The 12,486-nt window shown below is 34.9% G+C and carries 11 protein-coding genes; 8 read left to right on the top strand and 3 right to left on the bottom strand.

Translation table 11 applies throughout. From position 1 onward, the window contains the following. Nucleotides 1–363: 363 nt before the first annotated feature. The 3 genes from ACZIYX_RS15590 to ACZIYX_RS15580 are packed head-to-tail and all read right to left on the bottom strand — an operon-like array spanning nucleotide 364 to nucleotide 6,119. Nucleotides 364–1,230, bottom strand: coding sequence for a hypothetical protein (locus ACZIYX_RS15590; RefSeq protein ID WP_462683177.1), 867 nt, complete (start codon nucleotides 1,228–1,230; stop codon nucleotides 364–366). A gap of 16 nt (nucleotides 1,231–1,246) precedes the next feature. Continuing rightward, on the bottom strand, nucleotides 1,247–2,875 hold the full coding sequence (locus tag ACZIYX_RS15585) for a SusD/RagB family nutrient-binding outer membrane lipoprotein (RefSeq protein ID WP_462683176.1): 1,629 nt from the start codon (nucleotides 2,873–2,875) through the stop codon (nucleotides 1,247–1,249). Between the two features lie 19 nt (nucleotides 2,876–2,894). Further along, complete coding sequence (locus ACZIYX_RS15580) at nucleotides 2,895–6,119, bottom strand: SusC/RagA family TonB-linked outer membrane protein (RefSeq protein WP_462683175.1); 3,225 nt, start codon at nucleotides 6,117–6,119, stop codon at nucleotides 2,895–2,897. A gap of 482 nt (nucleotides 6,120–6,601) precedes the next feature. Between ACZIYX_RS15580 and rpsL the strand changes: the two genes are divergently transcribed. The 8 genes from rpsL to rplB all read left to right on the top strand — a co-directional run bounded on the left by rpsL (nucleotide 6,602) and on the right by rplB (nucleotide 12,485). After that, nucleotides 6,602–6,976, top strand: coding sequence for a 30S ribosomal protein S12 (rpsL, locus tag ACZIYX_RS15575; protein WP_024770883.1), 375 nt, complete (start codon nucleotides 6,602–6,604; stop codon nucleotides 6,974–6,976). A gap of 22 nt (nucleotides 6,977–6,998) precedes the next feature. Continuing rightward, nucleotides 6,999–7,475 (top strand): 30S ribosomal protein S7, encoded by a 477-nt coding sequence (gene rpsG, locus ACZIYX_RS15570; RefSeq protein WP_462683174.1) that lies wholly within the window; start codon nucleotides 6,999–7,001, stop codon nucleotides 7,473–7,475. A gap of 10 nt (nucleotides 7,476–7,485) precedes the next feature. Continuing rightward, nucleotides 7,486–9,612 (top strand): elongation factor G, encoded by a 2,127-nt coding sequence (gene fusA / locus ACZIYX_RS15565; protein WP_462683173.1) that lies wholly within the window; start codon nucleotides 7,486–7,488, stop codon nucleotides 9,610–9,612. Nucleotides 9,613–9,623: 11 nt separating this feature from the next. Further along, nucleotides 9,624–9,929, top strand: a complete 306-nt coding sequence (rpsJ, locus tag ACZIYX_RS15560; protein WP_010181931.1) for a 30S ribosomal protein S10 — start codon at nucleotides 9,624–9,626, stop codon at nucleotides 9,927–9,929. Between the two features lie 179 nt (nucleotides 9,930–10,108). After that, the gene (gene rplC / locus ACZIYX_RS15555) at nucleotides 10,109–10,726 is read left to right on the top strand and encodes a 50S ribosomal protein L3 (protein WP_462683172.1); all 618 of its coding nucleotides are present in this window, start codon (nucleotides 10,109–10,111) and stop codon (nucleotides 10,724–10,726) included. Continuing rightward, entirely contained in the window at nucleotides 10,726–11,355 is a 630-nt protein-coding gene (rplD, locus tag ACZIYX_RS15550; protein ID WP_462683171.1) for a 50S ribosomal protein L4, read from the top strand. The genes rplC and rplD overlap by 1 nt, the downstream gene beginning before the upstream one ends. Nucleotides 11,356–11,360: 5 nt before the next feature. Further along, nucleotides 11,361–11,651, top strand: coding sequence for a 50S ribosomal protein L23 (rplW, locus tag ACZIYX_RS15545; protein WP_462683170.1), 291 nt, complete (start codon nucleotides 11,361–11,363; stop codon nucleotides 11,649–11,651). Nucleotides 11,652–11,660: 9 nt separating this feature from the next. Further along, the gene (gene rplB / locus ACZIYX_RS15540; RefSeq protein ID WP_462683169.1) at nucleotides 11,661–12,485 is read left to right on the top strand and encodes a 50S ribosomal protein L2; all 825 of its coding nucleotides are present in this window, start codon (nucleotides 11,661–11,663) and stop codon (nucleotides 12,483–12,485) included. Nucleotide 12,486: the final 1 nt, after the last annotated feature.

Below are 12,486 nucleotides of genomic sequence, written 5' to 3'. Positions count from 1 at the left end.
ATCTACCTAATAGAAAAACTAAATCAAGTAAACCGACCTTTTGCAACGGTCTTAATTCATGCTTTCACAAAGTTTGAAAACCATAAAAAAGGTTTGTTATCGCAGTATAGATCTTTTTTAATACTTTTCCGGATCTTCATTAGGGATAAATAAAAGTGTAAACATAAGCCAATAAAAAGAGGTCTGAAAAGTAATTTTTGATAAAATTTAGTTGAATTATTGTTAATAATTTCTATAAAACTCTTCGTTTTTTAGTGAAGTCTTCGCTAGGTTTTCGAAAAATTCAGAATAAAAAAAGAGGTGTTTGATTTTTCAAACACCCCTTTTTGAGATAAGTTATAATCAACTAGTGTATAATAGCGATTAGTGAGTACAAAGTACAGAACCTACATATGGTTTTGGACCTTCATTAAGAATTATTGTACCATCAGGATCAGTAACTATATAAGAATTCTCTTCTTCAAATTGTCCTGAAGCATAAGAGAAAGCAATAAATTTAGCTCCTGAAGGAACCTCAAAAGTATGTGTGGTTTGAGGGCCGGGAACTTCTTCTGCAGCATAAGTAGTTTTAACACCATCTATATCTACTGTTATTTTAGCACCTTGCCATCCATCACCAAAAGAATCAAAAGTTTTAATGGTCCATGTTCCTGCTTTAGGATTTTGTTGGATACAGGCATATGATACTTTAAACCTAAAAGCATGTCTGTAACCTGCAGAAGAAAGTATAGTTGGATCTGTAGCTCCATTGCCAATTTCTGAAGTTTGAGCATTAAAACTTGGCGCTTCAGAAGTATACACAATTCCTTCGTTAGTTGTAACTGTAGCTTCAAACACAAAACTATCTCCACCATCTAAGTCGGTTATAGATAATCCTAGCGCACCTGCAATTTCTTCAGGTGTTATCACTAAATGAGTAGGAAAAGAAGTAATAGTTTTTAATTCTACCTTTTCTTTAATATTGCCTTTAACTGTAGCAACCATATCAAGTTTGTAACTACGTACATTACCATTAGTATCAACCAAATCAGCCTCGAAATTAGCTCCGGATACATTACCAGGAAGTACATTAACATTGAATATTGGAGGATCCCCTGCGGCAAAGTTTATAAACCCACCATCTACTATTTTATTAGTAAATGGATCCTTATCATCATCTTTACACGAAACAACCAAAGCGAATGATGTAGCCAATACAAATATGGTAAAAAATTTATTTATTTTTTTCATCACTATTTTTTTAAAATTAATCTAAGTTATCTGGGTTTATATCCCAAAACGTTTTTTCACTAACTTGCTTCTGGCTAATGTTAGAATTAGAATTTACTACAGCAGCAGGGTATAACAAAGTTCTTGGGAATAATCCAGGAGTATCAACATGATTAGATAGATCACTTGGGAAGCTAGTTCTTCTGTAGTTATTCCAAGCTTCATATCCATTACCCCAAAGAGCAATATAATACTCTTTTATAATAATATCTAATCTTTCTTTGTCTGTTGTAGCTGTATCATATAGATTTTTTACAAAAGCAACATAAGCTTCAATCTCCGTAGGTTTCGCTGCAAAAGTAGGATTTACTTTAGCAATGTTAAAGTTAATTACTTTGTCTATAGATGCTCTGATCCCTTCTTCCATTAAAGCTTTAGGATCTCCGGTAGTACCACTCATTAAAGCAGATTCTGCCTGCAAAAATTTAACATATGATGATAGCATGATAGGGAAAATACCAGCTCCCTCTGCACCTCTATTGTTATTTGTATTAGTGAAATTATCAGCATCAAAAGCACCTCCAATAGGATATAAACCATAAGTAGACCTTAAACGTTGATCTGGTTGAACTCCGTTCTTATTACCGTGATCTCTGGTCCAATAACCATTACCTATATAGCAAAAGTTAATTACCGCATCATTAGCGCAAACTAAAAAGTCCCCTTGTGGATCGTTTTTTGTCTGTCTATAGAAATAATATCTTAATCTTGGGTCAGCGAAGCCATTACCATCTTTGTTTTTTAAAAGATTTACATAATAACTATTTAAGTAATCATCTGGACCACCTTGATCGTAGTTTAATATATAATATGGATGTCTACTATCATTAGGGCTATTTATTGTTGAATATTCGAACTGAAAATCACCATCTTTTCCAGTAATTACTCCTAGGCTAAGAACCTCATTAATTTCATTAGTAAAATCCCCTATAAGGCGCATTTGAACATACATCTTTAACTTAAGTGTTCTACCCAAATCCATCCATTTTTTTCTGTTACCATGATAATAAAGGTCATTTGGCATAATGGCATCATCCGTTTCATTAATTGAAGCAATTCCTTCATCAATTATTTTCAACATGGCATTATATATATCTCGTCCGCTATCCGTTTTTGGATTTTGAAAATCATTACCCAGAAGTGCTTCAGAATAAGGAACATCACCAAATGCATCTACTAAAATAACATAAGTATAAGCTTTAAGAATTTTGGCTACACCAGTATGTCCCGTCAATCCAGATTCTTTGGCTATTGGGAATAACGTTTCTATATCTTTTAGAGTCTCTCTGTAGAAAGGAATCCAAAGATTATTATTAATATTGGTAGCGGTCAAAGAAAATCCACCAGTGTAGGAACCAAATAAATGTTGCATTCTCACAAATTCAGCGGCTCTTACATTCAAGCCGTCTTCATTATCTTCATTATGAGCAAGAGCAAAAACAAAGTTCAATTGTGCATTATTCAGAAGAGATTCAGCATCAGAACTTTCTGGTGTTAGTCGACTAGGATTTGTAGTCAAATCCAACTCGGTCGTTTCGCAACTTACCATACAAAGTACAGCAAGGGCTACGACTAATATATTTAGTCTGTTTTTTAATGTTTTCATTTCTTATTATTTTAATAGTTTAGAAGGAAGCTTTTACGCTAAATCCATATTTTTTTGACGAAGGAGCCGTTTGTAAATCTAAACCTGCACCATTTCCTACTCCAGTACTAATTACTTCTGGGTCGAAATTTGTATATTTAGGTACATTAGGAGCCCAATACCACATGTTCTGCCCTAATAGTGAAAATGAAATAGAACCAAAAGGAGTATTGTCAATAAACTTTTTCGGAACGTTATAAGATAATGATACTTCTCTTAGTCTCACTACAGATCCGTCATATATTCCTTTGTTAGCTGGATCAACTAAGTTAAGAAAATAAATATCATTTGCTCCTAATTGAATTGTGTTAGAGATCTTATTGCCAGAAGCATCTAATAATGGACTTCCAGTATTTGGATTTGCTAAAACACCTACTATTGCTTTAGTTCCTTCCCTGTTTTCAGTATCTCTGGTTACTCCTCTTCTAATCAAACTATTGATAGTAGTAGATGAAAAATCACCTCCATGAGTATACTCCATTTGAGCGGATAGGCTAAATCCTTTATAAGAAAAAGTATTTATGTTAGTAAGTTTCCAATCGGGATTAGGATCTCCAATAACTTTGTCAGCTAACCCAAGATCGCCACTACCAATTACCTTACCATTACTTGGGTTAATTAATAAATTACCTTCATCATCAGTTACAGCATAGCTACCTCTTAAAACTCCAAGAGGCTGCCCTTCAATCGCATAGTTACCTATATTAGAGAATCCCGCAATAAAAACATCATCACCACCTGGTAGTTCTTTAACTTCGTTTTGAGTAGCGTTAAAGTTTAAGTTAGAAACCCATTTAAAACCATCGATATCAGAACTGCTAAAAGGAGTCACAGCTAAATCAATCTCAATACCTTGAGTTTCAATTTTACCTGCATTTATAGTAGTACTTGTAAATCCGGTAGAGGCATCCAAGGTTTTAAATAATATCTGATCTTTTGAATCTCTTTGATATACACTTACTTCAAGACTAACTCTGTTATTTAATAATTTGGCTTCGACTCCTGCTTCAAGTTCTCTGTGCAATTCAGCTTTAAGACCTGGATTAGGAAGAGTACTTGAATTAGAAACTGTATTAACAACTCTTGACCCTCTATCAATAAATGCAGAAGTAGTTTGTATAAGTTGTGGTCTTGTTTGATATGTAGATGGAAAACCTGCTGATGTACCATAGCCAAATCTTAATTTTAAGAAATTTAAAGCATCAGATTTTAACTCAGGTATGGCAGATGTCGGTACAAATGCTATAGATGTACTAGGGTAAAATAAAGAACGATTTTCTTTTTCTATAGTAGAACTCCAGTCATTTCTTCCTGCTAATGTAAGATATAGATAGTCATCATAATCAAACTGGAATTGTCCATATAAACCAATAGTATTTTGCTTATCTATAAAATCTAATGAACTGCCAAAAGGATCTTGGTTGCTTTGAGTCTGGAAATTGTTATGATCTATAAATCCAAAAACAACTTGATTGCTGCTAAAAATACCAAATTTGTTGTATGTTTCAGAATTTAAGTTAAACCCAGTAGAACCACTGAAACCAAGTTTTTCTGATATAGCGATATTTTTAATATTGAAAATTAAACTGTGATCCCAAGTAGTGTTTGTAGCAGCAGTAGATTTTAAAAATCCGATTGTTGCAAGGTCTGAACTAACACCTCCCTTGTTTACATAAAAATGTTGTTTTTCAGTATAAGTATCTAATCCTACTCTATAGGTTAATGCAAAATTGTCATTAAAGTCATAAGCAGTACTTATAGAATTATAAAAACGATCTGTTTTTATACCTTCTTGCGAATTTGCAACTAACCAACGAGGATTTTCAATATCTGTTCTGTAAAATACATTTTCTCCAGTATTTGGATCTTGAAATGGAAGACCATTAAGATCAAAATTTCTTGGAAGGTATAATGTTCTTGTAAAAATTGAGAAGTTATTTGTTCCACCACTAGCTGCAATTGGAGGAGTAGTAAAGTCACTGGTAGCAAAGTTGAAAGAAGCATTAACTCTCATCTTGTTGCTTAGTTTTATACTTCCACCTATACCAAAGTTTGTTCTTGTAATATTGTTGCCAGGAACGTAACCATCTTCATCAGTATGACCAAAGTTTACATTATAGGAAAGGTCTTCAGTACTCTTAGATACATTTAAAGAAGTAGTAGTACCGAAACCTTGTCTAAAGAAATCTTTTATATTGTTCTTAACTGGAGCATATATAACATTAACTCCTTGGTATTCTGGAAAAGATCTTGCAAAACCAGATTGGTTATAATGATGACGAACTTCAGTTTCACCATCAAATCTGCCTCCCCAACTCCCAACAAATCCAACATTAATATTGTTGTCACCACCTTGTCCGTATGTGTTTTGATAATCAGGTAGTCCGGATATTTCATTTACAAATACAGATTGGTTAAAAGTTACTTCAAAACCTTTGTTAACCAGAGCTGTTGATCCAGTTTTTGTTGTGATTAAAACCACACCATTTCTTCCTGCATCACCATATAGTACAGTTGCACTTAGTCCTTTAAGGACACTTACATCAGTAATACTGTTGGGGTCGATGTCTAAGAATCTACTGGATGCTGAAACAGAACCATTTCCAGTAGTAGTATTGCTTTCGGCATTTGTGCTAGTGTTAAAAGGTACACCGTTAACCACAAAAAGAGGTTGGTTGTTACCAGTAATAGACACATTACCTCTAATAGAAATATTTGTTCCACTACCTGCAACACCACCAGTTCCTACAACATTTACTCCTGCAATTTTACCCGTTAATATCCTACCTATATCTGCTTCAGGTCTGCTTTCAACAGCTTCAGATTTAAGAGTAGTAACGGCATATCCAAGAGATTTCTTTTGTCTGGAAATACCTTGTGCTGTTACAACAACTTCTTCAAGCTCTGCCGCATTCTCTAATAGTTGAACATTAATTGTGTTGTTATCTCCGATAACAATTTCTTTCGCTGCAAAGCCTACATAACTATAGGTTAACACAGCACCTCTGTTTGCACTGATGGAATAATTACCATCAAAATCGGTTTGTGTACCTGTAGCAGTACCTTTTACAACGATATTTACCCCGGGTAAAGGAAGACCACTATTGTCTGTCACATTACCAGAGATCGTTTTTTCTTGTGCAAACGATAGTTGCACTACAAACGCTAGGATTAGCGTTAGAATTCCACTAAACTTTGTTCTCATTTTTATGATTTATTTGAATTAGCCAATGCCAAAAATCACAATAATATCTTTATTAAACAACTTTTTATTGCAAAAATTTAACTATTCTTTATAATTTATAATGGTATTCTTAATTACTATATGTGTTTTTATGCATATTTATAAATATTAGATTTTGTTTGTTAAGACAATGTTGGTTTTGTATAGCTCTTGATTTCTAATGTTTTAATGCTAGTGTAAGTTGTTTTTGATTTGGTTGTACTATTGTATTATGTCTTTTTTGATCTTTATATAAAATAACAAGAAACCTTTTTGTAAATTTTGGATAATAGTGCGTTTTTTTTTGATTAGGGTAGTGTCTTTTAATTAGGTATTTGAATAAAATAACGGCATGTGTTTTAAAATTAATCCCTTAAGATTTGATTTACTGAAAATTATTTCTACCTTTGCAGCCCTTTAAGAAGGATATTTGAAAAAATAATAATAATAGTGTAAAGCAAATTATGCCAACAATTTCACAATTAGTAAGAAAAGGTAGAGCCAAAATAACTAAGAAGAGTAAATCGGCTGCTTTGGATTCGTGCCCGCAACGCCGCGGTGTTTGTACGCGTGTTTATACTACAACTCCTAAAAAACCAAATTCAGCTATGCGTAAAGTAGCGCGTGTTAGGTTAACAAATGGAAAAGAAGTAAACGCATACATCGGTGGTGAAGGTCATAACCTCCAGGAGCACTCGATAGTATTAGTTAGAGGTGGAAGGGTAAAAGATTTACCAGGAGTTAGATATCATATTGTTCGTGGAGCTCTGGATACCGCAGGTGTCGAGGGTAGAACACAACGTAGATCTAAGTACGGTGCAAAACGCCCTAAGAAGTAATTAAAAACTTTAAGAAGAAGACATGAGAAAAAGAAAGGCTAAAAAAAGACCTATTTTGCCAGATCCACGTTTTAATGATCAGTTAGTCACACGTTTTGTTAATATGATGATGTGGGATGGTAAAAAGTCAACTGCTTTTAAAATTTTCTATGATGCTATCGATATCATAGAGGAGAAAAAACAAAACGAAGAAAAAACTGCATTAGAAATGTGGAAAGACGCATTGTCTAACGTAATGCCTCACGTAGAAGTGCGAAGCAGACGTGTTGGAGGAGCTACTTTTCAGATACCTAATCCAATCCGACCAGATCGTAAGATATCTACCGCTATGAAGTGGTTGATTCAGTTTTCTCGTAAAAGAAACGAAAAATCAATGGCTCAAAAATTAGCTGCAGAGATTATAGCTGCAGAAAAAGAAGAAGGAGCTGCTGTTAAGAAAAGAGTAGATACTCATAAGATGGCTGAAGCAAATAAAGCATTCTCACACTTTAGATTTTAATCCTTAAGAAATGGCTAGAGATTTAAAATATACTAGAAATATAGGAATTGCTGCTCATATTGATGCAGGGAAGACTACTACAACAGAGCGTATCCTTTATTATACAGGGGTAAGTCACAAGATTGGAGAAGTTCATGATGGTGCTGCGACTATGGATTGGATGGAGCAAGAGCAAGAAAGAGGTATTACTATTACTTCTGCGGCAACAACATGTACTTGGAATTTCCCTATAGAAAATGGTGAAGCTGTTGAAGATACTAAAGGATATCATTTTAATATTATTGATACTCCTGGGCACGTTGATTTTACTGTAGAAGTAAACCGATCTCTGCGGGTTTTAGATGGTCTTGTTTTCTTGTTTAGTGCAGTAGATGGTGTAGAGCCGCAATCTGAAACAAACTGGAGACTTGCAGATAATTATAAAGTTCCAAGAATTGGATTTGTAAATAAAATGGATCGTCAAGGATCTAATTTTATGTCAGTTTGTCAACAAGTAAAAGATATGTTAGGTTCTAACGCAGTTCCTATTGTATTAAACATCGGTGATGAAGCTGATTTCAAGGGTATTGTAGACTTAGTAAAGAATCGTGCAATTATTTGGCATGATGAAAGCCAGGGAGCTACATTTGACGTTGTGGATATCCCTGAAGATTTAAAAGAAGAAGCAAGAATCCTTCGTGGTAAACTTATTGAAGAAGTTGCTGCTTATGATGAAGATCTTTTGGAAAAATATATGGAAGATGAAGACTCGATAACAGAAGAAGAAGTGCATGCTGCACTTCGTGCTGCTGTAATGGATATGTCTATTATTCCTATGATCTGTGGATCAGCCTTTAAAAATAAAGGAGTTCAATTCCTTTTGGATGCAGTATGTCGTTACTTGCCTTCTCCTATGGATAAAGAAGGTATTGTGGGAATTAACCCAAAAACAGATAAAGAAGAAATACGTAAACCAGATGTAAAAGAGCCTTTCGCTGCTTTAGCATTTAAAATCGCGACAGATCCTTTTGTTGGTCGTTTGGCATTCTTCAGAGCGTATTCGGGACGTTTGGATGCAGGGTCTTATGTGTTAAATAATCGTTCAGGTAATAAAGAGCGTATTTCGCGTATCTATCAAATGCATGCCAATAAGCAAAATGCAATTGATTATATAGAGGCAGGAGATATTGGAGCAGCTGTTGGATTCAAATCTATAAAAACTGGAGATACACTTTCAGATGAAAAACACCCTATAGTTTTAGAATCAATGAATTTCCCTGATCCTGTAATAGGTATTGCGGTGGAGCCTAAAACTAAGGCAGATGTTGATAAGCTTGGTATGGCTTTATCAAAATTAGCAGAAGAAGATCCTACGTTTACAGTAAGGACAGATGAGGCTTCAGGTCAAACAATTATTTCAGGAATGGGAGAGCTTCATTTGGATATTATTGTGGATCGTTTAAGACGAGAATTTAAAGTTGAAGTTAATCAAGGGCAACCACAAGTAGAATACAAGGAAGCAATTACTGCTAAAGCTGAACATAGAGAAGTTTATAAGAAACAATCTGGTGGTCGTGGTAAGTTTGCGGATATTGTATTTACACTTGAGCCTGCTGAAGAAGGAAAGGTAGGATTAGAGTTTGTTTCTGAAATCAAAGGAGGTAATGTTCCTAAAGAATTTATACCTTCTATTGAAAAAGGATTTAGATTAGCAATGGTCAATGGTCCTTTGGCTGGATATGAAGTAGATGCAATGAAAGTTACTTTAACAGACGGATCTTATCATGATGTCGATTCAGATCAGTTATCTTTCGAATTAGCAGCAAAAATAGGGTTTAAAAACTCAGCAAAAGCAGCTAAAGCCGTAATTATGGAGCCAATTATGAAGCTTGAAGTTATTACTCCGGAAGAAAACATGGGGGATATTGTTGGAGATTTAAATCGTCGTAGAGGTCAGGTAAGTGATATGGGTGATCGTGCAGGTGCAAAAACAGTAAAAGCAACTGTTCCACTTTCAGAAATGTTTGGATACGTTACAACGTTAAGAACATTGTCATCAGGTAGAGCAACTTCTACAATGGAATTCTCGCACTATGCAGAAACTCCTTCTAATATTTCAGAACAAGTAATTGCAGCTGCAAAAGGAGTTAACTCTTAATTATTACAGAAATGAGTCAAAAAATTAGAATAAAATTAAAATCTTACGATCATAACTTGGTAGATAAATCTGCAGAGAAAATCGTAAAGACGGTAAAGAGCACAGGAGCTGTAGTAACTGGTCCAATTCCTTTGCCAACACATAAAAAGATTTTTACGGTGCTACGTTCACCTCACGTAAATAAAAAATCCAGAGAGCAATTTCAATTAAGTTCTTATAAAAGACTTTTAGATATTTATAGCTCTTCTTCAAAAACGATTGATGCGTTGATGAAACTGGAATTGCCAAGCGGAGTTGAAGTAGAGATTAAAGTATAATTACGCTATGGCTTTATGTTTGGTGATCTTGGTCATTGAATAAAACCAAAGTAAAATGTCCCAAGCTGCGTGCAAGGGAAAAACGGCAAAAAATACATTCAGGGTTGAAGTATTATTTTGACCCTGTTTTTTTGTAAAATATTTAGATTAAATATAATAATAACTAATAATTAATAAATATGTCTGGGTTAATAGGAAAAAAGATCGGTATGACCAGCATCTTCGATGAGAATGGAAAAAATATTCCATGTACAGTTATCGAAGCTGGCCCATGCGTGATTACCCAAGTCAGAACTCAAGAAATTGACGGTTATGAAGCTGTTCAATTAGGTTTCGATGACAAAGCAGACAAAAATGCTACTAAAGCGGCTTTAGGTCACTTTAAAAAAGCAGGTACTGTTGCTAAACGTAAAGTTGTCGAATTCAAAGGTTTTGAAAAAGGGTACAAGTTAGGAGATACAGTAACGGTAGAGAGCTTTACTGAAGGTGAGTTTGTGGATATTTCGGCAACTTCTAAAGGTAAAGGTTTTCAAGGAGTTGTAAAAAGACACAATTTTGGTGGTGTGGGTCAGGCAACTCATGGTCAACATAACCGTTTAAGAGCTCCGGGCTCTATAGGTGCTGCATCATACCCTGCAAGAGTTTTTAAAGGGATGAAAATGGCAGGAAGAATGGGTGGAGATCAAGTAAAAATTGAAAACTTAAGAGTGTTAAAAGTAGTTCCTGAAAAGAATCTGCTTGTTGTTAAAGGATGTGTTCCTGGGCATAAAAACACGTATGTAACGATTCAGAAGTAATGAAAGTAGCGGTAATTGATATTAACGGGAAAGAAACAGGAAGAAAGGCAGACCTTTCTGAAGCTGTTTTTGGTATAGAACCAAATGATCACGCTGTGTACTTAGATGTGAAACAATACTTGGCTAATCAACGCCAAGGTACTCACAAAGCTAAGGAACGTGCAGAGATTGCTGGAAGTACCAGAAAAATAAAGAAACAAAAGGGAACAGGTACAGCCAGAGCAGGAAGTATAAAATCTCCTGTATTTAAAGGTGGTGGTAGAATCTTTGGACCAAGACCACGTAACTACTCTTTTAAATTGAACAAAAATTTAAAAAAATTAGCTCGTAGATCTGCGCTAAGTATTAAAGCAAATGACAATGCTATCACGGTAGTAGAAGATTTTACATTTGATACAATAAAAACAAAGAATTTTACAGCAGTTTTAAAGTCTTTAGGGCTTGAAAATAAAAAATCTTTGTTTGTGTTGTCTGAGTCAAATAAAAATGTATATTTGTCGTCACGCAATTTAAAAACCTCAGAAGTTATAACTACCTCAGAATTAAGTACATATAAAATACTTAATGTGAATAATTTAGTTCTTCTGGAGAGTTCTTTGAAAGGAATTGAAACGAATTTAAGTAAATAGAAGCCATGAGTATCTTAATAAAACCTATTATTACAGAAAAGGCTACTGCGGATAGTGAAGTTTATAATCGCTATGGTTTTGTAGTAGACAAGAACGCGAATAAGGTAGAGATCAAAAAAGCAGTAGAATCTGCTTATGGAGTATCTGTTACTAAAGTTCGTACAATAAATGTCCGCCCGGACAGAAGTACACGTTATACAAAAACGGGTATGGTCACTGGTAAAACAAGTGCTTATAAAAAAGCAATTGTACAGGTGGCGGAAGGTGAAGTAATTGATTTATATAGTAATCTTTAAGACTAAAGGATGTCAGTAAGAAAATTAAAACCAATTACCCCAGGTCAGCGTTTTAGAGTAGTTAATGGATTTGACGCCATTACTACTGATAAGCCGGAAAAAAGCCTATTGGCTCCGAAAAAAAGATCTGGAGGTAGAAACAGTCAAGGAAAAATGACTATGCGCTACAAAGGTGGTGGTCATAAAAGGAGGTATCGTATTATCGATTTTAAACGTGATAAGCAGGGGATTCCTGCCACCGTATCTACAATAGAATACGATCCTAACAGAACTGCGTTTATAGCGTTATTGAATTATCAAGATGGTGAAAAGCGTTATGTTATTGCTCAAAATGGTCTTCAAGTAGGTCAAAATATCGTTTCAGGTAGTAATGTTGCTCCTGAAATAGGTAATGCAATGCCTCTTAGTGATATTCCCTTAGGAACAATCATTTCTTGTATAGAGTTACGTCCAGGTCAAGGTGCTGTTATGGCACGTAGTGCAGGTTCGTTTGCACAATTAATGGCAAGAGATGGTAAATTTGCTACAGTTAAATTACCTTCTGGAGAAGTAAGAATGATATTAGTTAATTGTGTTGCTACCATTGGTGCAGTGTCTAACAGTGATCATCAATTGATCGTAGGAGGTAAAGCAGGTAGAACAAGATGGTTGGGTCGTCGTCCACGTACAAGACCAGTAGCAATGAACCCTGTTGATCACCCAATGGGTGGTGGAGAAGGACGTTCTTCCGGAGGTCATCCTCGTTCTAGAAAAGGTCTTCCTGCAAAAGGATACAGAACCCGCTCTAAGACGAAATCGAGTAATAAGTATATTGTAGAACGTAGAAAGAAATAAT

It is taken from the genome of Aquimarina sp., assembly GCF_977115655.1.
The sequence above is the reverse complement of the archived record's forward strand: the minus strand, read 5'-3'. Positions and strand labels throughout refer to the sequence as shown.

Coding starts and splice junctions, on each gene's coding strand:
- ACZIYX_RS15590 (WP_462683177.1), bottom strand. CDS start 1,230: ATGAAAAAAATAAATAAATTTTTTACCATATTTGTATTGGCTACATCA.
- ACZIYX_RS15585 (WP_462683176.1), bottom strand. CDS start 2,875: ATGAAAACATTAAAAAACAGACTAAATATATTAGTCGTAGCCCTTGCT.
- ACZIYX_RS15580 (WP_462683175.1), bottom strand. CDS start 6,119: ATGAGAACAAAGTTTAGTGGAATTCTAACGCTAATCCTAGCGTTTGTA.
- rpsL (WP_024770883.1), top strand. CDS start 6,602: ATGCCAACAATTTCACAATTAGTAAGAAAAGGTAGAGCCAAAATAACT.
- rpsG (WP_462683174.1), top strand. CDS start 6,999: ATGAGAAAAAGAAAGGCTAAAAAAAGACCTATTTTGCCAGATCCACGT.
- fusA (WP_462683173.1), top strand. CDS start 7,486: ATGGCTAGAGATTTAAAATATACTAGAAATATAGGAATTGCTGCTCAT.
- rpsJ (WP_010181931.1), top strand. CDS start 9,624: ATGAGTCAAAAAATTAGAATAAAATTAAAATCTTACGATCATAACTTG.
- rplC (WP_462683172.1), top strand. CDS start 10,109: ATGTCTGGGTTAATAGGAAAAAAGATCGGTATGACCAGCATCTTCGAT.
- rplD (WP_462683171.1), top strand. CDS start 10,726: ATGAAAGTAGCGGTAATTGATATTAACGGGAAAGAAACAGGAAGAAAG.
- rplW (WP_462683170.1), top strand. CDS start 11,361: ATGAGTATCTTAATAAAACCTATTATTACAGAAAAGGCTACTGCGGAT.
- rplB (WP_462683169.1), top strand. CDS start 11,661: ATGTCAGTAAGAAAATTAAAACCAATTACCCCAGGTCAGCGTTTTAGA.